Below are 18,111 nucleotides of genomic sequence, written 5' to 3' on the forward strand. Positions count from 1 at the left end.
CCGGAACACACTACGCACACGACCACGGACAAAGGGCGCGTTGCCGAGTCAACCAGACCAAAGGAATTAATGCAAAACAAATTGGATGAAACAGAAACAGCAAATTCGTGACGCAAAACTGCGGGAATTTATGAAATTGTCATCTTCTCGGGTGATGCTGCCGTTTAAAAACCAAAAGGACCCGGGTTGAAACCCCGGGTCCTTTTATGGATCAGTCGGCTACTTTTCGGACTTGCCGAAGTAGTCGGCTCCCCCAACATATTCCGTGTGGCCGGATTCCACGTCGGCGGTGACCATCCTGGCCACCTCGGCAGCGAACTCTTCCACGGAGTAGAGCTTGCCCGCCTCGGCGCGGCGTGCCTCGATGGCGCCGGGGTTCGAGCGGTCCAGGAGGGTGGCCGTGACCGTCCCTTCGATCATGTCGCCGGATACGACCACCAACGAGATGCCTTTGTTGGCGAGGTCGGGCAACAGCGCGCGCAGGGCGTCTTCACCTGCGCGCTTGCTCTTGGCGACCGGCTCGTATTCCGGCATGGTGGGTACGGTCTCCACGAAGTGGGCCTGGTGGCTGGTCACGAAGACCACCCGCGAGCCTTCCGGCATCAGCGGAACGGCGGCGTTGAGCATGTTGATCTGGGCGTCGCGGTTCAGCTTGAGTGCGTACCCCTCCTCCATGCCGGTTTCCATGCCGCCCGAGGCGTTAAGGACGAGTATGTCCAGGGAGCCGAATTCCTCCATGGCAGTGCTGGCCAGGGCGTGAACGCCCTCGTCGGTGGTGAGGTCGGCACCAACAGCCGCGGCGCGACCACCCGCTGCCTGGATGTCGGCCACAACCTTGTTGGCGCGCGGCGCCTTCTGGCGGTAGTTGACAACGACGGCGGCGCCCTCGCCTGCGAGGATCTTTGCAACTTCGGCGCCGATGCCGCGGGAAGACCCCGTGACGATCGCAGTCTTGTTATCCAGCGTTCCCATTCAAACTCCTTTTGTTCACTTCATCCAAAAACTGCGGGCTCGGATTCCATCATGCCAGCGGTGCAAGCGAAAACGGCTTGTAGAGCCCGCACAAAAACCGGGTGTTCGGCTAGTTCGTGCCGGACCGGCGGCTAGTGACCCATTCCGAGGCCGCCATCCACCGGGATGACCGCGCCCGAGATATAGGCGGCTTCATCACTGGCGACCCAACGCACCACGTTGGCAACTTCCGAGGCCTCCGCGAAGCGCCCCGCCGGAACGTTGGCGAGATACGACTTTTGGGTCTCTTCCGGGAGTTCGGCGGTCATGTCCGTGTTGATGAAGCCCGGAGCGACGACGTTCGCGGTGATGCCCCGGCTGCCAAGCTCCCTGGTGAGTGACCTCGCGATACCCACCATCCCGGCCTTCGACGCCGAATAGTTGATCTGGCCCGGGGCGCCATAGAGGCCGGACACTGAAGAGATCAGGACCACGCGGCCTTTCCGGAGCCGGATCATGCCTTTGGACGCGCGCTTGATGACGCGGAAAGCCCCTGTGAGGTTCGTATCCAAGACCGAGGTGAAGTCGTCCTCGCTCATGCGCAGGAGCAGGGTGTCCTTGGTGATGCCGGCATTCGCAACCAGTACCTCAACGGGCCCGTGCGCGGCTTCGACGGTCTTGAAGGCTTCGTCGATCGAGGCTTCGTCCGTAACGTCCGCCTTGACTCCCAGAATTCCCTCAGGCAGTTCTGATTCGCTACGGAAGGTCACCGCAACCTTGTCGCCATTGGCCAGGAACGATTCCGCGATTGCCAGGCCGATGCCGCGGTTCCCTCCCGTGATGAGGACGCTGCGACCGGTGGATACTGCTTCAGACATACGTTGGCTCCAGTTTCTGCGGCACGGCCGTACCGCGGTGAAGAGGGGATTTCCTGCTTTGATCTTATCCGCGATGCCGGGCAACGCGCGGGTAACCGGCCGGCCCCCAGCGGTTTGGGCGAGTACCCCGATGGTGAGAGAATTGGTAGGAGCCTTTGGAGCGTGATGATTCAGCTGTGACAAGAGAGAACAGTCCACTGCAGCAGGTGCCCGGGGATCCGGACGCTTACTCCAGCGACCCCGAAGTCCACAGCATCACCGATGCCGCGGCAGCCCATTCCGAGGACATGCGGCAGCGCATGATCAAGTACTCGCTGGCCATGGGCATCCGCATGGTTTGCATCATCCTGATCTTCGTTGTGGATGGGTGGTTCAAGATCATCGCCGTGGCGGGCGCGGTCTTCCTGCCCTGGATTGCCGTCGTCATCGCCAACGGAAGTGACAAGGCCGAAGTGCACAGCGACTCCCTGCTCGATGACGTCCCCGTGGCCGAGCTGGAAGGTTCCCGGGAACCTTTGCAGGAGGACACTGCCGAGCCCGTGACGGTCCTGCAGGGCGAACTGGTGGACGAGGAACAAGCCGGGGACGGGACGCAGGCGACTTCTGGCCGCAATAACGGAACATCATCGACGAACACCGGGAACGCCGGCGACGAACGGGCAGCTTCATGAACATCTTCAACCTCGGCGGCCTGGAACAGGGCAAGCCGGACACCGCCCCGGCGCTCTGTTCGCGGAAGGGCTGCCGCGAGGGCGCCCGGTGGCAGCTGCTCTGGAACAATCCCCGGATACACACGCCGGAGCGGCGGAAGGTCTGGTTGTCCTGCGACGAGCATCGCGGCTGGTTGGAGGATTACCTGCAAACCCGTGGCCTCTGGAAAGAGACACTCCCGTTCGAAGCGGACGATGCCCCGGTAGGCGGGGCGCGCTGAATGTACCGCTTCCTCTTTTCCAGCAAGTGGCTGGGTTACTTCGTCCTGGCCGTGATCTTCGCAACGGCTTGCGTTTTCCTCGGCCGTTGGCAGATGGACCGTCGCGCCGAGACACTTGCCGAGATCAATCGCGTGGTCAGTAACTATTCGGCCACCCCTGTGCCCTTCGCGCAGATCAAGAACGAGTTTCGGCAGCTCGATCCCGAGCGTGAGTGGACCCAGGTTGAGCTGCGGGGCACGTACGACCTCGACGGGCAGCGGGTGGTCCGCAACCGGCCGCTCAATGGCCAGCCAGGCTACGACGTCGTTGTTCCTTTGCGTTTGACCACCGGTGAAGCGGTGGTGATTGACCGCGGCTGGTTGCCGATCGGCAACAACACGCCCGGTAGGCCCGACGTCGTCCCGCCGCCCCCCGCGGGCGAGGTCACCGTGGTGGCCCGCCTCAAACCGTCCGAACCGAAACTGGACCGCGGGGCCGTTGAAGGGCAACTGGCTTCCATAGACCTGCCGGGATTCGCCAGTGAGCTGCCCTACTCCATCGAGACCGGGGCCTACGGCCAGTTGGCCGGCGAGACGCCCTCCGTCCAGCCGATGCCGACGCCGTTCCCCAAACCGTCCACCGACGAGGGAACACACCTTTCCTACTCGCTGCAGTGGTTCGCCTTCGGTGTCCTCATGTTCATCGGCTTTGGATATGCGGCGCGCCAACAAGCCCGAAATGCCGCCATTGATGCGGAGGACGAAGACGACGACGAGTTCATTTCCGCGGCGGGGCCCCGCAAGCGTCCGGCTCCGAGCCCGAGGAAGAACAAACGGCGTACGTCAGAAGAAGAGGAAGACGCAATCCTGGACGCCCAGGGGTACTGAGGCTTAGGCCAGCGTGATGAGGTCCAGGTAGTCCTCGTTCCAGTGGTCCTCAACGCCGTCGGGCAGCAAAACCACCCGCTCAGGGTTCAGGGCCGCAACGGCACCTTCGTCGTGGCTGACCATGACCACTGCCCCGGTGTAGTTCTTCAGGGCCCCGAGGATTTCCGCGCGGCTGGCAGGATCCAGGTTGTTGGTGGGCTCGTCCAGGAGCAGCACGTTCGCGCTGGATGCAACGATCGTGGCGAGGGCCAGCCGGGTCTTCTCACCGCCGGACAATACGCCGGCGGGCTTGTCCACGTCGTCACCGGAAAAGAGGAACGACCCCAGGATGCCGCGCACCTCTGCGTCCTTCATGTCCGGAGCGGACGAGCGCATGTTTTCGAGAACGGTGCGGTCGTGGTCCAGGGTTTCGTGTTCCTGGGCGTAATAGCCCACCTTCAAGCCATGCCCGGGAATGATTTCACCGGTATCGGGTGCGTCCACGCCGGCGAGCATGCGCAGCAGCGTCGTCTTGCCGGCACCGTTGAGGCCCAGGATGACAACCTTGGAGCCGCGGTCGATGGCAAGGTCAACGTCCGTAAAGATCTCCAGCGAACCGTAGGACTTGCTGAGGCCTTCCGCGGTCAGCGGAGTCTTTCCGCAGGGCGATGGCTCAGGGAACCGGAGTGCGGCTACGCGGTCTTGCTCGCGTACGGCTTCAAGCCCGCTGAGGAGGCGTTCGGCGCGCTTGGCCATGTTCTGGGCGGCAACTGCCTTGGTGGCTTTGGCGCGCATCTTGTTCGCCTGGTCCAGGAGGACCTGTGCCTTCTTCTCGGCGTTCGCCCGTTCGCGGCGGCGGGCACGCTCATCGGTCTCGCGCTGCTGGAGATAGCGCTTCCAACCCATGTTGTAGTAGTCGATTTGCGCGCGGTTGGCATCAAGGTGGTAGACCTTGTTCACCGTGGCCTCAAGCAGTTCAACGTCGTGGCTGATCACGATCAGCCCGCCCTGGTGGTTCTTCAGGAAGTCACGGAGCCAGCTGATGGAATCGGCGTCAAGGTGGTTGGTGGGCTCGTCAAGGAGCAGGGTTTCTGCAGAAGAGTAGAGAATCCGGGCAAGCTCCACGCGCCTGCGTTGTCCGCCCGAGAGTGTCTTCAGCGGCTGGTTGAGGATGCGCTCAGGCAAGGCGAGGTTGGACGAAATCGCGGCAGCTTCCGCTTCCGCCGCGTACCCGCCACCGGCGAGGAACTCAGCCTCCAAGCGGTCGTAGCGGTTCATGGCCTTGCGCTGCACAGCGGCGTCATCGCTGGACATCTCGGCCTGTGCCTTCTTCAGCTTGCCCACAACGACGTCCAGGCCGCGGGCGGACAGGATACGGTCCCGGGCGAGTTGTTCCATGTCCGGGGTTCGCGGGTCCTGCGGAAGGTAGCCGATTTCGCCGCTGCGCGTCACCTTGCCGCCTGCCGGGAGCCCTTCACCTGCCAGCACCCGGGTCAACGTGGTCTTTCCTGCACCGTTACGGCCCACAAGTCCGATCTTGTCGCCCTTGTCCACCCTGAAGTTGACCTGGTCCATCAGCAGGCGTGCGCCGGCGCGAAGTTCGAGTTCCTGGACGGTAATCAATTCGGGTGATGCCTTTCAATGGGGGACGCCTGGGGACCGGAGTGCCGGAACCTTGCGGCGGAAGAGCCGTGAGAACAGCCTGTCCAAGTCTACCGGCCCCATGTCTGCCCGCGGACACGGAGAAAAGGTGTGCCATGTCTCCAAAGGTTTGCGCGGCCCCGTTGTGGACAGGCTCCAAAATCCCGACTCCGGAGGCTGCGTATTCTCGAATTGCGGGCACCCACCCGCCATCCCGCATCAGCATTTCGATAGGACCCGCCATGACCCAGACCCACTCCCCCAAGGTTGCAGCCAGTGCCAGGCGCAAACGATGGACTCCCACGGACCTGGGCCTGATCGCCGTCTTCGCGGCGCTCGTGGCGGCGTCGTCGATCGTTCCCGGCATCCCCGTGGGTGCCCTTGGGGTGCCGATCACCCTGGTCACCTTGACTGTCATGCTCAGCGGCCTGGTTCTTGGAGCAGGGCGCGGTTTTGCCGCCGTCGGGCTTTATGTCCTTTTGGGGCTTGCGGGCCTGCCGATCTTCAGCGGTGGCCGCAGTGGCCTCGGCATACTCGCCACGCCGTCCGCAGGTTACATCATCGCGTTCCCGCTGGCCGCGGCCGCGACGGGATTCCTGGCTTCGCTCATTATCCGCAAGACCGTTCGCTTCCGCTCATGGTTGCTCTTTGCTGCCACCATGGCCGCCAGCATTGTGATCATCCACGGCCTTGGTGTCCTGGGCATGATGGTCAATGGCAAGCTCGACTTCACCAAGGCATTCATCGCGGATTTGCCCTACTACCCGGGCGATATCCTGAAGAACGTCCTCGCGGTGCTCATCGCCGTGTCACTCCACAAGGCATTCCCGGACGTTTTGGTGCGGCGGGTCAAGTAAGGGGCAACGCTTCTTTATGCATTCCATTAACTTCAGCAAGGTCTCCGTGCGCGTGCCCGTAGACGGCACTGATACGCACAAGACCCTGCTGCGGGATGTGTCCCTGGACCTGCGTGAGCGGCGCATCGGTGTCATTGGGGCAAACGGCTCCGGCAAGTCGACCCTGCTGCGGCTGGTGAACGGCCTGGTTGAGCCGAGCGAAGGCTCTGTCAACGTCTACGGTGACGACACTGTGGCGGCGGTACGGAAGGTCCGGGCCAACGTGGGGTTCGTCTTCACCGATCCCCTGTCGCAGCTTGTCATGCCTACCGGGCGCGAAGACGTGGAATTATCGCTGCGCAGGTCAATCCGGAACACCCGGGAGCGCTCGGCACGGGCCGAGCAAGTGCTGTTGCGCTTCGGCATTCTGCACCTGGCGGACCAGAGCATCTATGAACTTTCCGGTGGAGAGCGCCAGTTGCTTGCCCTGGCAGCGGTCCTCGCCGTGGAACCCCGGGTGTTGGTCCTCGATGAGCCATCGACGCTCCTGGACCTGCGGAACCGTGAACTCCTGCGCCGCACGGTCGCCGGACTGGACCAGCAGGTCATCATGTCAACCCATGACCTCGACCTCGCCCAGGACATGGACAGGGTCCTGGTGGTGGAGGCCGGTCGGATAGTGTTCGACGGCGGCGCGTCAGAGGCGGTTTCGCGGTACCGTGCGCTGTGTGCGGCCGGCGTGGATGGCAAGAGATGAGGGGGCACGGCTTCCTGATCGCGAATTACGTCCGGGGCAATTCAGTGATCCACCGGACTCCCCTGTGGATCAAGTTCCTTGTGGTCGCCGCTTGCGGAACAGCATCGTTCCTCATTGTCGACTGGGCTGTCTCGCTGGTTGTTCTTGTGGTGATGTGTGGCCTGTTCCTCCTGAGCGGGGCCGGTCTCCGCAGGCTTGCCGCAGCCATCTGGACGGTCGCGCCCATCCTGGCCGTCATCGGGGCATTCCAATGGTGGCAGTTGGGCGGACCCACTGCCGCCCGAATTGTGCTGAACGTCCTGGTGTGCGTCGTGGCGGCATCCGTGCTGACGGCCACCACTGAAATGCAGGCACTGCTCGACGGCGTTGCCCGCCTCGCTGTTCCGTTCCAGCGGTGGGGCGCCGACCCCGAACGGTTTGCCCTCACGATTGCCGTAATGCTCCGAAGCATTCCTTTCATCGCAGGAGCGTTTTCCGATGTCCGCGATGCCGCACGCGCCCGCGGCTTGGAACGCAATCCCCGGGCGTTGGTGCTGCCGGTGTTCATCACCACCGTTGCCTATGCCCGCCAAACCGGAGACGCGCTGGCTGCAAGAGGTTTGGGGGAACCCGAAGATGAGCCGGGATCCGGCTAGAGCCGCGCGTATTTGAGAAGGGCGGCGGTTCCCATTCCTCCGGCGATGCTGATCATTGCAAGCCCCAGTGTTTCCCGGCCGCCGTTGGCATGGAGATCGCGGGCTTGGGCCATCAACCGCGTCACCAAAACGGCGCCTGAGGCTCCATAGGCGTGTCCCAAGGCCAAGGCCCCGCCATCGCGGTTGGCCCGGGCCGGGTCCACGCCAAGGTGGTCAAGGCACGCCAGGGTTTGGGATGCGAAGGCCTCGTTGAATTCCACCAAGTCAACGTCGTCGGCCGCGATACCTTGACGTGCCAGCATCCGTGCAGCGGCCACCGCCGCGCCGATCCCAAGCAGCCCGGGGTCGACGCCTGCCGTGTCGCAATCCAGTACCAGGAGCGCGTCGTCGAGGCCCATGGCCCGAGCCCGGCTGAGGGACGTGACGACGACGGCGGATGCTGCGTCAGCGTCGAAGCATGAGTTCGCGGCCGTGACAGTTCCGTCGGGCACGAAAGCTGCGGGAAAGCGGGCCATCAATGAAGGTTTGAGCGACGCCTTGGGGCCGTCATCGAGAGTGACCGGGGAGGTGCTGGTGCCGAGTGGGACGATCTCATCCCTGAACCGGCCCGCCGCTGATGACTCGATGACGCGTCGATGGCTTTCAAGGGCGTAAGAATCCTGGCGCTCCCTGCTGATACCAAAATGGCGCGCCACGTTCTCTGCGGCCACGCCCATATCGGGATCGCCGAAGGCTTGGGGTACAAAGCGGGCCCTGGAATAGAAGTCCAGCCCGCCGTCGTCGTTCCTGTCGGCACGCGCCGGCGCGGTACTGATGCTTTCCACACCGCCGGCGAGGAAAACGGGATCGCCGCCCGCCCCGACCAAGCGCGCCGCCAAGGCGATGGCGTCCAGCCCGGAGCCGCACTGCCGGTCCACGGTGATGCCAGGAACAGAGATTGGCAAACCGGCTTGCAACGCAGCGAAGCGTGCCACGTTTCCCCCGCCGCCAACGGCGTTGCCGATGACGACGTCGTCCACGTCCGCCGGGTCCAGGCCCGTGGCTTCCACCAGGGACGTCAACACCGGGGCGAGAAGGTCCGGAGCCCGAAACCGCTTTAGCTGTCCGTTGGCGCGGCAAATCGGAGTCCGCAGGGCAGCAACGATGACAGGTTGGCGCCCTGCGTCCCTTCCGAATGGTCGCAGGTCCTTCTCAACCAAGTGGTTGCACCCGCGGATCGTGGTTCTTGATCCAATCAAGGAGGAGTGTCCGGCTGATCTTTCCGCGGTCTGTCAACGGCAGCTCGGCCAGGACGTAGTACTGCAGTGGCCACTTGTCCCGTGCCAGCAGCCCGTCCAAACCGGTACGGACCTGGGTGGCGGTGACGGCACCGCAAGCAGGAACGATGCCGGCCACCACTCGTTCTCCCCTGATGTCATCGGGCGCGCCGGCGGCCACAGCGGCTTCGACGCCAGGCACCGAAGCAAGCGCCAGTTCTACCTCGTGTGGGTAGACGTTCTTGCCAGAGGTCAGAATCATGTCGGAGCGGCGGCCGAGAATGTGGAGGACGCCGTCCCGGAGGAAACCCTGGTCCCCCACGGTGTACCAGCCGTCGAGGCAACGCAGTGCATGTCCGTCATCACCCCAGAGGTACCCATTGCTGACCATGCCGCTTTGGACGCCGATGTTGCCATACTGCCCGTCAGCAAGGATCCGGCCGTCGTCATCGAGGATCCGCACATCGACGCCGGGGAATGGCCGGCCGATGCCGGTTCCTCCGATGTCGAGCGGCGCTCCAGCCGTCAAGCGGGTCCCGGAAACGAAACTAAGTTCAGAGGCACCGTAGTACTCGTAGATGACAGCGTGGGGTGCCCAGCGCCGGGCAGCTTCCAACGTGCGGGCGTCCAGTTTGGATCCTGCACAGACAATGCTGCGGATACCCGAAGCGTCCACTGCGCCGGCGAGGCCGCGCTCACTCAGGAGGCGCAGCATGGTGGGGGCAAGCACCAGGCGGGTGATGCCGTCGTGGGCGATGGCGGCATGGGCATCACCGACGTCGAAAGACTCCAAGGTGTGGAACGTGGAGCCCGCGTAGAGGCACTCTGACAAAGCATAGAGGTTCAGCGAGGCCGATAGCGGCCCGGGAGCCAGGGTCCGGTCATCCCTGGACAACCCGAAGAACTCGATGGACGCTTCGAAAGAAACCTGCCATGACCGCCGGGACCGCGTGAAGGCCTTGGGGATAGAGGTTGTTCCCGAAGTCAGGCCGATAAGGAAGGTACTGGCCGGATCGCCGTCGGCCAGGACGCCACCGGAAACGGTGGAACCTTCGCCAAGCCGTGCGGAAAGCTCCCCGATCATCGCTTCCGGCCACTGCGGGTCAAGGACGGCGCAACGCCGGACTCCCGCAACCGCTGCGGCATAGCGTGCAACAAACGCGACCGAATTCGGCTCCGCTAAAACGGTGGTTGCTGGGGCACGGTCCAGCAGGTGCGTGGCGGCGTCGCGCAGTTCCGCCCAGTTGAACCGGCCGCTGCCCACAACGACCGCGGTGTCGTGGGGGCGCTCATCGGCCCAGAGCTGAAGTCTGTCCAGGAAAGGCATCCCCGCAATTTTACGGCAGCGTCCGCCCCGGGCAGCAAAAGTGACGTCTATTGTGGGCTTTATGAGTTTCAACGACGGCGCACAGCTTGACCCATCACAGGTAGAGGACAGGCGCGGCAGCGGGATTGGCCGTGGAACCAAGATCGGCGGTGGAATCGGCGGCGGGATCGTGGTGCTTTTGTTGGCACTGTTTGGCATCAATCCGAATATCCTGGGCGACCTTGGGGGCGGCTCCCAACCTCCTGCCGTCCAAAGCGGTACGGGCAGCGGCGGCGTGCAGGAGTGCAAAACCGGAGCCGACGCAGACAAACGGCTTGACTGCCGGATCACCGGCACAGTCAACAGCCTGAACGCCTTCTGGCCCCAGTACCTGGCCCAGTACAACGTGAAGTACTCCAAGCCAGGCACCGTGATCTTCGACCAGGTGACGAGCACGGGATGCGGCCAGGCCACCACGGAGGTTGGTCCCTTTTATTGCCCGGCAGACGTCAAGGCATACTTCGATCCGGGCTTCTTTGACGAGCTGGTCACGCGCTTTGGATCCTCCGGCGGTCCCCTGGCCCAGGAATATGTCGTAGCCCACGAATTCGGCCACCACATCCAGAACATCCTCGGGGACCTCGATCGGGCCCAGCAGGATCCACAGGGACCCCAGTCAGGCGGCGTACGGGTGGAGCTGCAGGCCGACTGCTACGCAGGCCTCTGGGTCCGTTACGCTTCCACCCAGGCGGACCCGGCGACAGGCAAGCCCTTCCTTGATCCCATCACGCAGCAGGATCTGCAGGACGCGTTGTCCGCTGCTTCCGCGGTGGGCGACGACAGGATCCAGAAGGCCGCCACAGGGCGCGTTTCGCCCGAGTCCTGGACCCATGGTTCCAGCGCGCAGCGTCAAAAGTGGTTCTCGCAGGGCTACAGCACCGGCGACATCAACAAGTGCGACACTTTCGGGGTGGCCACACCTTAGGCTGTTCTCCTTAAACGCAGGAAGGGTTCCGGGCGAATTGCCCGGAACCCTTCCTTATGCCCACATCAGTGTGCTGAATTCCTGATCAGATGTTGAAGCCGAGGGCCCTCATCTGGTCTTTGCCGTCGTCGGTGATCCGCTCCGGACCCCAAGGCGGCATCCATACCCAGTTCAGGCGCCAGTCATCGACGATGCCGTCCAAGGACTTGCCAACCTGCTCTTCCAACACATCCGTGAGCGGACAAGCCGCCGTGGTGAGTGTCATGTCGATCAGGAGGGCGCCGTCGTCGTCGGAATACTTCAGGCCGTACAGCAGGCCCAGGTCGACGACGTTGACCCCAAGCTCGGGGTCGATGACGTCCTTGAGCGCTTCCTCGACGTCTTCGAGGCTGGTGCGCGCAGCGTTGATTTCGGTCATAAGGTGATCCTAACTAGGCCTGTGCGGCAGGAGCAACAGCGACGCCGGCACCTGCGGCGTAACGGTCGTAACCCTCTTCTTCGAGTCGGTCGGCGAGCTCCGGGCCGCCTTCTTCGACAACCTTGCCGTCAACGAACACGTGCACGAAGTCCGGCTTGATGTAGCGCAGGATACGGGTGTAGTGCGTGATCAGCAGGGTACCCATGTTGCCCTCTGCATGTGCACGGTTGACACCTTCGGAAACGATCTTCAAGGCATCGACGTCCAGGCCGGAGTCGGTCTCGTCAAGGACAGCGAACTTCGGCTTGAAGAGCTCGAGCTGGAGGATCTCCACGCGCTTCTTCTCGCCGCCCGAGAAGCCCTCGTTGACGTTGCGCTGCGCGAAGTCGGCGTCGATGCGCAGCTGTTCCATGGCAGCCTTGACGTCCTTGGTCCACGTACGAAGCGCAGGAGCCTCGCCGTCGATGGCCGTCTTGGCGGTGCGCAGGAAGTTGGTCATGGTGACGCCGGGAACCTCTACCGGGTACTGCATGGCCAGGAAGACGCCTGCACGGGCACGCTCGTCGACGCTCATCTCCAGGACATCTTCACCGTCCAGGGTGATGCTGCCGCTGGTCACCGCGTAGCGCGGGTGGCCGGCAATGGTGGAGGCGAGGGTGGACTTGCCCGAGCCGTTGGGGCCCATGATCGCGTGGGTCTCGCCGGTCCTGATGGTCAGGCTGACGCCCTTCAGGATCTCCTTGGTGCCCTGCTCCGTCTCGATGCTGACGTGCAGGTCCTTGATCTCAAGAGTAGACATGCTCTTCTTTCTTTCCGTTCGTAAGTCTGGCGGTACTTGGCGCTCAGTAGTTGTTGACAGGAGCGCCGTTCACAACGTTGGTCACGTCCACGTACACGTCGTCGCCATCGATGGTGACGGCGAAAACGGGAACGGGATCGTAGGCAGGCAACTGGAGGGGCTGGCCGCTGCGCAGGTCGAACTGGGAACCGTGTCCCCAGCATTCGATCGCGCAGCCCTCGACCTCTCCTTCGGACAACGAGATGTCAGCGTGCGAGCAGGTGTCTCCGACGGCGTGGATTTCGCCCATCGAGTCCTTCACGATGGCTACGGGGTAGTCATCGATCAGGACGCGCAACGCCTGCTTGACCTTGATGTCATTGGCGTTGCACACCAGTTCGCCCTTGTTGTGATCACTCATGGTTGTCCTGTTGGCCTGTCCTGTTGTCGGTGGACGTTAGTTGTCGGTTGCGGCGAGCTCGCGCTCGACGGCTTCGGTGAGTCGTTCCTCGATCGCGGGAACCTTGATCTTCTGGATGATCTCGTTCAGGAAGCCACGGACTACGAGCCTTCGGGCAACGTCTTCCGGAATACCGCGGGCCATCAGGTAGAACAGGTGCTCGTCGTCGAAACGACCCGTGGCGCTGGCGTGGCCGGCACCTTCGATGAGGCCTGTTTCGATTTCCAGGTTGGGCACGGAGTCGGCCCGGCAGCCATCGGTCAGCACCAGGTTCTGGTTCTTCTCGTAGCTGTCGGTGCCTTCGGCGTTCTTCTGGATGAGGACATCGCCAACCCAGACGGTGTGCGCTCCCTTGCCCTGGAGGGCGCCCTTGTACAGAACGTTGGACACGCAGTTGGGCTGCCCGTGGTCAACGTAGGTGCGGTGCTCAAGGTGCTGGCCGGCGTCGGCGAAGTACAGGCCAAAGAGCTCTACTTCTCCGCCCGGGGCCGCGAAGCGGGCCGTCGGCGTGACGCGGACAAGGTCGCCACCGAGGCTGACCACGATGTGCTTGAACTTGGCATCGCGACCGATCTTCGCCTGCTGCGAAGACGCGTGGACGGAATCGTCGTTCCATTCCTGCAGGGAGACGACGGTAAGGTCCGCGCCATCCTCAAGGATGATCTCGACGTTCTCAGAAACAACGGCGCTACCCTCATGGCCCAGGACCAGGACGGCCTTGGAGAACTTTTCGGCCACTACGACGACGTGCTGGGCGGCGGCGTCCGTGCCGGTGCCCGCAAGGGTCACGGTGATTTCCTGCTCAAGGGACGTCTCCGAGGGAACCGTGATGACGGTGGCTTCCTTGAAGTTGGCCCAGGCGTTCGCGGAGACGCGGTCCTCCGGAATGCCTGCCTGGCCGATGCGCAGGTCGTCGCGACCGACGGTCTCGACCGTGACACCTGCAGGAGCGTTCACTGACACGGACGGTGCAGCACCGGTCAAGGGCTCATTGTGCAGGCCGCGGAGGCGGCGCAGCGGGGTGAAGCGCCAGTCCTCTTCCAGGCCGGTCAGTGCCTTGAAGTCCTCCACGTTGTACGAAGTGAGGCGGCCGGCACGGGAGCTGTCGGGGACGCCAACGCCGCCACCGTGCGAGTGTCCCTTCGCCGAAGCGCCGGCGAGGGGACCGCTGGAGGGCTGTGCCGCCGTCGAGCTGTCAGCGTTGATGGGCGAGAGGTTCTCGCCTTCTTCGGTGAAGCCGTCGATAAAGGGCTGCGCTGAGGGCGCGCCGATGCGTGCCTTTTCAGTAGTGATATCAGTCATTGTTAACCGACGGATCCTTCCATCTGAAGTTCAATCAAGCGGTTGAGCTCGAGGGCGTATTCCATGGGCAGTTCACGGGCGATCGGCTCGATGAAGCCGCGCACGATCATGGCCATTGCCTCGTCCTCCGGCATGCCGCGGGACATCAGATAGAAGAGCTGTTCTTCGCTGACGCGGGAAACGGTTGCCTCGTGGCCCAGTACGACGTCGTCCTCGCGGATGTCGATGTACGGGTAGGTGTCCGAACGCGAGATGGTGTCCACCAGGAGCGCGTCACAACGGACCGTGTTGGCCGAGTGCTTGGCGCCTTCACGGACCTGGACCAGGCCGCGGTACGCTGCACGGCCGCCACCACGGGCCACCGACTTGGAAATGATGGAGCTCTTGGTGTTCGGTGCGATGTGGACCATCTTGGAGCCCGTGTCCTGGTGCTGGCCTTCGCCGGCGAACGCGATGGACAGGGTCTCGCCCTTGGCGTGCTCACCAACGAGGTAGACAGCCGGGTACTTCATGGTGACCTTGGAGCCGATGTTGCCGTCGACCCATTCCATGGTGGCGCCCTCTTCGCAGATGGCGCGCTTGGTGACCAGGTTGTACACGTTGTTGGACCAGTTCTGGATGGTCGTGTAACGGACGCGGGCGCCCTTTTTCACGATGATTTCCACAACTGCCGAGTGCAGCGAGTCCGAGGTGTAGATCGGAGCCGTGCAGCCTTCGATGTAGTGCACGTAGGAGTCTTCGTCCGCAATGATCAGCGTGCGCTCGAACTGGCCCATGTTTTCCGTGTTGATGCGGAAGTAGGCCTGCAGCGGGATGTCCACGTGGACGCCCTTGGGCACGTACACGAACGAGCCACCGGACCAGACGGCCGTGTTCAGGGAAGCGAACTTGTTATCGCCCACGGGGATGACCGTGCCGAAGTACTCCTGGAAGATTTCCGGGTGTTCCTTCAGGGCGGTGTCGGTGTCCAGGAAGATCACGCCCTGGGCTTCAAGGTCCTCGCGGATCTGGTGGTAGACAACCTCTGACTCGTACTGGGCTGCGACACCCGATACCAGGCGGCTGCGCTCAGCTTCCGGGATACCCAGCTTTTCGTAGGTGTTCCGGATGTCCTCGGGAAGGTCTTCCCACGTGGCTGCCTGCTTCTCGGTGGAGCGCACGAAGTACTTGATGTTGTCGAAGTCGATGCCCGAGAGGTCTGCACCCCAGGTGGGCATGGGCTTGCGGTCGAAGTACTTCAGGCCCTTGAGGCGCAGATCGAGCATCCACTCGGGCTCGCTCTTCTTGTCCGAGATGTCACGGACAACCTCCTCGTCGAGGCCACGACGGGCGTTGGCGCCGACGTCGTTCTTGTCGGCCCAGCCGTACTCGTAGTTGCCGATACCGTGCAGCTCGGGATTCTTTTCCAGAATCTCCGAGATCACGGTGCCGTCAGCTACCGCCTTCTCTGCTGTTCCTTCAGCTAATTGACCCGTCATCACGGCCTTTCTTGCTGGTTGTTTGATTCCTGGGACAGGCTCGCGGTCTGCTCTACAGCGCTTGGGAGCGTTGTGGCAGCCGGTCGCCCGGTAGGTATGTGGGTGGTGCAGACATGCCCGCCTTGCGCAAGGGTGGACAGCCGACGGACGTCGACGCCGACCAGGCGGGAAAACATCTTCGTTTCCGTGTCGCAGAACACCGGAAACCGGGCTGCGAGCTGTTGGATCGGGCAATGTCCCTGGCATAGCTGGACACTTGAGAATGCGGCAGGCAAGGGAGCTTTGGCCTCGATGGAATGCGCAGAGGCGACGAAGCCGTCACGGCTGAGTGCCTTGGAAAGAGCCATGGCACGCGCCGTGATGTCCTCCCCCGCCGCGGCAACCTCGGGGGCGTAGCGGGCCTCCAACTCAGCGAACCGTTCTTCGGCGTATTCCTGTACGGCGTCGTCTCCAGCGATTTCCTGGAGTTTCAAAAGGGCCGAAGCAGCAATGTTAAGGTAATCGTCGCCGAGTTTGGACTGGCCCTGTGAGCTGAGGACATAACGGCGGGCGGGACGCCCAGCGCCCGCTCCGGCCTTGGCCACCCGCTTGACCTCGATCACACCGTTCCGCTCCAGATGGTCAAGGTGCCGACGGACGGCTGCGGGGGTGAATCCGAGGAGGTCGCCAAGTTCGGCTGCGCTGACAGGGCCGTTCTCCAGGACGGCGCTAAGGACGCGGTCGCGGGTTCGGTCTTCAGCGTCCCGCAGCGCGGGCGAAGGCACCGAGGCCTCGTTTGCTGCGACATGCCGCTTGGAGGGCATGGAAACTGGAGTGGTCACGGAATACACAACACAATCATGTCGTAATTTGTTTCCGTCCTCCAGTAAGGCAAGACTGACCTTGCCTTGCCGCCTGAATGTGACCGTACTACTTCGCGTAGAATACTTTGGTGCGATCCACCGACTCCCCTGTCCTCACCATAGACGGACTCATTAAGGATGTAGGCCCGTTGGCCTCCCTTGACGGCAAAATGCTCCGGGTAGTCAGCGATCTGTCGCTGGTGGCCGAACGGGGGCGGATTACAGCCCTTCTGGGCGCCAACGGCGCAGGCAAGACCACCACCCTCGAATGTGCCCAGGGCCTCCGGAAGCGCAGCGGAGGGAAGATCACCCTCCTGGGCGAAGATCCGGATACTGCCGGCGCGGAGTTGCGTTCCCGCGTGGGCGTCATGCTCCAGGATGGCGGGCTCCCGCCGTCGGCCCGTCCACTTCCGTTGCTGCGCCACGTGGCCGGCATGTACCGGAACCCGATGGACGTTGACCTCCTGGTGGAGCGACTCGGCATCGACCAGTTCAGCCGCACCAGCGTAAGGCGGCTTTCCGGTGGGCAGAAGCAGCGGCTGGCGCTGGCCGCCGCCTTGGTGGGCAATCCCGAGATCCTGTTCCTGGACGAGCCCAGTGCCGGTCTCGATCCGCAATCGCGCCAGATCGTCTTCGACCTCATCGCAGAATTGCGGGACTCCGGGATGGGCATCGTGCTCACCACCCACCTGATGGACGACGCCGAACGGCTCGCCGATTACGTCTACATCATCGACGCCGGTCATAACGTCGCCGAGGGAACAGTCGGCGAACTCCTGGCTCACAACCATTCCGCGGAGATCACCGACCGGACCCTCTACTTCGATGCGCCCGGCGGCCTCGACTTCAGCGCCGTGCTCCGGGCCGGCTTGGAAATCACCGAGACGCGTTCCGGCAGCTATTCGGTCAGTGGAGCGCTCATCCCGGCCGATCTCGCAACGCTTACCGCCGTGTGGGCCGAACGGAACATCATGCCGGCGTCGCTGCGGCTGGAGGCGCGCAGCCTGGAAGACGTATTCCTGGATATCTCCGGAAGGGACCTTCGATGAGCAAGCTCCTGGCACCCAATGCGGGCCCTGCCTCTCTGCCCCGCCGGATCCTCCAGCAAGGCAAGTACGAGACCGTCACCATGCTTCGGAACGGTGAGCAACTCATCCTCGCCATAGTGTTGCCACTCATGGCGCTCATCGGGCTGGCCGTGACCCCGCTGCTCGATGGGCTGGGGAGTCCGCGCGTAGATATCGCCACGCCCGGGATCCTCGCGTTGTGTGCCATGTCCACGGCATTTACCGGGCAAGGCATCGCGACGGGGTTCGATCGCCGCTACGGGGTGCTGAGGTTCCTCTCCACCACTCCCCTGGGGCGCGGTGGCCTGATCGCGGGGAAAATCCTCGCCGTTCTGGTGGTCCTCCTCCTGCAGGTGGTGGTGGTCGCTGTTGTGGCCGGCCTGCTCGGCTGGCATCCTGAGCCCGCCGGCTGGCTGCCCGGCCTGGCATTGTTGGTGCTGGGCGCGGCCTCCTTTACGGCCTTGGGACTCCTGGTGGCCGGAACCGTCCGACCGGAAGCCACCTTGGCCATCACCAATCTCCTGTGGATCCTGCTCGGAGCACTCGGCGGCATTGTGGTTCCAGCCGAGCGTTTGCCGGTCCTGGCCCAAAATATTGTCCATTTCCTTCCCTCCGGTGCCTTGGGCCAAGCGTTGCGGGACGCCTTCCTCCAGGGCACGGTTGCGTGGCCCGCTGTCTTGGTCCTCCTGCTGTGGACACTGGTAGCAGGTGGCGCGGCCATCCGCTGGTTCAAGTGGAACTGAT

Annotated in this window: 20 protein-coding genes; 9 read left to right on the top strand and 11 right to left on the bottom strand. The window is 63.3% G+C overall.

The genetic code is table 11. The features are described from left to right. Positions 1-219 precede the first annotated feature (219 nt). Both ACIPY2_RS04505 and ACIPY2_RS04510 read right to left on the bottom strand, forming a co-directional pair. Positions 220-972: an SDR family oxidoreductase gene (locus ACIPY2_RS04505; protein ID WP_400265183.1), complete on the bottom strand. Its 753-nt coding sequence runs from the start codon at positions 970-972 to the stop codon at positions 220-222. A 131-nt stretch (positions 973-1,103) separates the two neighbouring features. Next, positions 1,104-1,829 carry a beta-ketoacyl-ACP reductase gene (locus ACIPY2_RS04510; RefSeq protein ID WP_400265184.1) on the bottom strand — a complete coding sequence of 242 codons (726 nt, stop codon included), beginning with the start codon at positions 1,827-1,829 and terminating at the stop codon, positions 1,104-1,106. A gap of 155 nt (positions 1,830-1,984) precedes the next feature. Here ACIPY2_RS04510 and ACIPY2_RS04515 point away from each other — a divergent pair, with 155 nt between their 5' ends. From ACIPY2_RS04515 to ACIPY2_RS04525, 3 genes are read left to right on the top strand one after another with little or no spacing between them, the layout of a single operon-like run. Beyond that, positions 1,985-2,500 (top strand): DUF3099 domain-containing protein, encoded by a 516-nt coding sequence (locus ACIPY2_RS04515; RefSeq protein ID WP_400265185.1) that lies wholly within the window; start codon positions 1,985-1,987, stop codon positions 2,498-2,500. Continuing rightward, a complete protein-coding gene (locus tag ACIPY2_RS04520; RefSeq protein WP_400265186.1) occupies positions 2,497-2,760 on the top strand; it encodes a hypothetical protein in 264 nt (87 codons plus the stop codon). The genes ACIPY2_RS04515 and ACIPY2_RS04520 overlap by 4 nt, the downstream gene beginning before the upstream one ends. Beyond that, on the top strand, positions 2,761-3,627 hold the full coding sequence (locus ACIPY2_RS04525; RefSeq protein WP_400265187.1) for an SURF1 family protein: 867 nt from the start codon (positions 2,761-2,763) through the stop codon (positions 3,625-3,627). It abuts the gene before it with no gap. Positions 3,628-3,630: 3 nt separating this feature from the next. On the opposite strand, the gene ACIPY2_RS04530 is transcribed toward ACIPY2_RS04525, so the two are convergent. After that, positions 3,631-5,229 carry an ABC-F family ATP-binding cassette domain-containing protein gene (locus ACIPY2_RS04530; RefSeq protein WP_400265188.1) on the bottom strand — a complete coding sequence of 533 codons (1,599 nt, stop codon included), beginning with the start codon at positions 5,227-5,229 and terminating at the stop codon, positions 3,631-3,633. Positions 5,230-5,489: 260 nt separating this feature from the next. Here ACIPY2_RS04530 and ACIPY2_RS04535 point away from each other — a divergent pair, with 260 nt between their 5' ends. Genes ACIPY2_RS04535 through ACIPY2_RS04545 form a run of 3 tightly spaced genes read left to right on the top strand, consistent with a single transcriptional unit; the run spans position 5,490 to position 7,475 of the window. Then, positions 5,490-6,104 (top strand): biotin transporter BioY, encoded by a 615-nt coding sequence (locus ACIPY2_RS04535; protein WP_400265189.1) that lies wholly within the window; start codon positions 5,490-5,492, stop codon positions 6,102-6,104. A 16-nt stretch (positions 6,105-6,120) separates the two neighbouring features. Next, positions 6,121-6,840 (top strand): energy-coupling factor ABC transporter ATP-binding protein, encoded by a 720-nt coding sequence (locus ACIPY2_RS04540; RefSeq protein ID WP_400265190.1) that lies wholly within the window; start codon positions 6,121-6,123, stop codon positions 6,838-6,840. Next, the gene (locus ACIPY2_RS04545; protein ID WP_400265191.1) at positions 6,837-7,475 is read left to right on the top strand and encodes an energy-coupling factor transporter transmembrane component T family protein; all 639 of its coding nucleotides are present in this window, start codon (positions 6,837-6,839) and stop codon (positions 7,473-7,475) included. Before ACIPY2_RS04540 ends, ACIPY2_RS04545 begins: the two co-directional genes overlap by 4 nt. On the opposite strand, the gene ACIPY2_RS04550 is transcribed toward ACIPY2_RS04545, so the two are convergent. Next, positions 7,472-8,674, bottom strand: a complete 1,203-nt coding sequence (locus tag ACIPY2_RS04550; RefSeq protein ID WP_400265192.1) for a thiolase family protein — start codon at positions 8,672-8,674, stop codon at positions 7,472-7,474. The two genes, ACIPY2_RS04545 and ACIPY2_RS04550, sit on opposite strands and share 4 nt — an antisense overlap. Continuing rightward, complete coding sequence (locus ACIPY2_RS04555) at positions 8,667-10,058, bottom strand: class I adenylate-forming enzyme family protein (protein WP_400265193.1); 1,392 nt, start codon at positions 10,056-10,058, stop codon at positions 8,667-8,669. Before ACIPY2_RS04555 ends, ACIPY2_RS04550 begins: the two co-directional genes overlap by 8 nt. A 61-nt stretch (positions 10,059-10,119) precedes the next feature. On the opposite strand from ACIPY2_RS04555, the gene ACIPY2_RS04560 reads away from it, so the two are divergent. Beyond that, positions 10,120-11,022, top strand: a complete 903-nt coding sequence (locus tag ACIPY2_RS04560) for a neutral zinc metallopeptidase (protein ID WP_400265194.1) — start codon at positions 10,120-10,122, stop codon at positions 11,020-11,022. A gap of 85 nt (positions 11,023-11,107) precedes the next feature. Here ACIPY2_RS04560 and ACIPY2_RS04565 read toward each other — a convergent pair whose 3' ends face one another. Genes ACIPY2_RS04565 through ACIPY2_RS04590 form a run of 6 tightly spaced genes read right to left on the bottom strand, consistent with a single transcriptional unit; the run spans position 11,108 to position 16,261 of the window. Next, positions 11,108-11,440, bottom strand: a complete 333-nt coding sequence (locus tag ACIPY2_RS04565; protein WP_144658786.1) for a metal-sulfur cluster assembly factor — start codon at positions 11,438-11,440, stop codon at positions 11,108-11,110. 13 nt (positions 11,441-11,453) lie between these two features. Then, a complete protein-coding gene (sufC, locus tag ACIPY2_RS04570; protein WP_400265195.1) occupies positions 11,454-12,239 on the bottom strand; it encodes a Fe-S cluster assembly ATPase SufC in 786 nt (261 codons plus the stop codon). A gap of 43 nt (positions 12,240-12,282) precedes the next feature. Further along, a complete protein-coding gene (locus ACIPY2_RS04575) occupies positions 12,283-12,639 on the bottom strand; it encodes a non-heme iron oxygenase ferredoxin subunit (protein WP_400265196.1) in 357 nt (118 codons plus the stop codon). A 36-nt stretch (positions 12,640-12,675) separates the two neighbouring features. Continuing rightward, entirely contained in the window at positions 12,676-13,980 is a 1,305-nt protein-coding gene (gene sufD, locus ACIPY2_RS04580; protein WP_400265197.1) for a Fe-S cluster assembly protein SufD, read from the bottom strand. 2 nt (positions 13,981-13,982) lie between these two features. Then, a complete protein-coding gene (gene sufB / locus ACIPY2_RS04585) occupies positions 13,983-15,458 on the bottom strand; it encodes a Fe-S cluster assembly protein SufB (protein ID WP_144658782.1) in 1,476 nt (491 codons plus the stop codon). Next, entirely contained in the window at positions 15,458-16,261 is an 804-nt protein-coding gene (locus tag ACIPY2_RS04590; RefSeq protein WP_400265737.1) for a helix-turn-helix transcriptional regulator, read from the bottom strand. Before ACIPY2_RS04590 ends, sufB begins: the two co-directional genes overlap by 1 nt. Before the next feature lie 128 nt (positions 16,262-16,389). On the opposite strand from ACIPY2_RS04590, the gene ACIPY2_RS04595 reads away from it, so the two are divergent. Together ACIPY2_RS04595 and ACIPY2_RS04600 are read left to right on the top strand one after the other, a co-directional pair. After that, a complete protein-coding gene (locus ACIPY2_RS04595; RefSeq protein ID WP_400265198.1) occupies positions 16,390-17,349 on the top strand; it encodes an ABC transporter ATP-binding protein in 960 nt (319 codons plus the stop codon). Then, the gene (locus tag ACIPY2_RS04600; RefSeq protein ID WP_400265199.1) at positions 17,346-18,110 is read left to right on the top strand and encodes an ABC transporter permease; all 765 of its coding nucleotides are present in this window, start codon (positions 17,346-17,348) and stop codon (positions 18,108-18,110) included. The genes ACIPY2_RS04595 and ACIPY2_RS04600 overlap by 4 nt, the downstream gene beginning before the upstream one ends. Position 18,111: the final 1 nt, after the last annotated feature.

The sequence above is a fragment of the Paenarthrobacter sp. NPDC089675 genome, assembly GCF_044749185.1.
In the GTDB taxonomy this organism is placed as follows: domain Bacteria; phylum Actinomycetota; class Actinomycetes; order Actinomycetales; family Micrococcaceae; genus Arthrobacter.

Bases quoted from the DNA above. Each gene is read 5' to 3' on its own strand.
- ACIPY2_RS04600 (WP_400265199.1), top strand. From the start codon at position 17,346: ATGAGCAAGCTCCTGGCACCCAATGCGGGCCCTGCCTCTCTGCCCCGC.
- ACIPY2_RS04525 (WP_400265187.1), top strand. From the start codon at position 2,761: ATGTACCGCTTCCTCTTTTCCAGCAAGTGGCTGGGTTACTTCGTCCTG.
- ACIPY2_RS04535 (WP_400265189.1), top strand. From the start codon at position 5,490: ATGACCCAGACCCACTCCCCCAAGGTTGCAGCCAGTGCCAGGCGCAAA.
- ACIPY2_RS04545 (WP_400265191.1), top strand. From the start codon at position 6,837: ATGAGGGGGCACGGCTTCCTGATCGCGAATTACGTCCGGGGCAATTCA.
- ACIPY2_RS04520 (WP_400265186.1), top strand. From the start codon at position 2,497: ATGAACATCTTCAACCTCGGCGGCCTGGAACAGGGCAAGCCGGACACC.
- ACIPY2_RS04555 (WP_400265193.1), bottom strand. From the start codon at position 10,058: ATGCCTTTCCTGGACAGACTTCAGCTCTGGGCCGATGAGCGCCCCCAC.
- ACIPY2_RS04510 (WP_400265184.1), bottom strand. From the start codon at position 1,829: ATGTCTGAAGCAGTATCCACCGGTCGCAGCGTCCTCATCACGGGAGGG.
- sufB (WP_144658782.1), bottom strand. From the start codon at position 15,458: ATGACGGGTCAATTAGCTGAAGGAACAGCAGAGAAGGCGGTAGCTGAC.
- ACIPY2_RS04575 (WP_400265196.1), bottom strand. From the start codon at position 12,639: ATGAGTGATCACAACAAGGGCGAACTGGTGTGCAACGCCAATGACATC.
- ACIPY2_RS04540 (WP_400265190.1), top strand. From the start codon at position 6,121: ATGCATTCCATTAACTTCAGCAAGGTCTCCGTGCGCGTGCCCGTAGAC.
- sufD (WP_400265197.1), bottom strand. From the start codon at position 13,980: ATGACTGATATCACTACTGAAAAGGCACGCATCGGCGCGCCCTCAGCG.
- ACIPY2_RS04590 (WP_400265737.1), bottom strand. From the start codon at position 16,261: ATGCCCTCCAAGCGGCATGTCGCAGCAAACGAGGCCTCGGTGCCTTCG.
- ACIPY2_RS04505 (WP_400265183.1), bottom strand. From the start codon at position 972: ATGGGAACGCTGGATAACAAGACTGCGATCGTCACGGGGTCTTCCCGC.
- ACIPY2_RS04560 (WP_400265194.1), top strand. From the start codon at position 10,120: ATGAGTTTCAACGACGGCGCACAGCTTGACCCATCACAGGTAGAGGAC.
- sufC (WP_400265195.1), bottom strand. From the start codon at position 12,239: ATGTCTACTCTTGAGATCAAGGACCTGCACGTCAGCATCGAGACGGAG.
- ACIPY2_RS04565 (WP_144658786.1), bottom strand. From the start codon at position 11,440: ATGACCGAAATCAACGCTGCGCGCACCAGCCTCGAAGACGTCGAGGAA.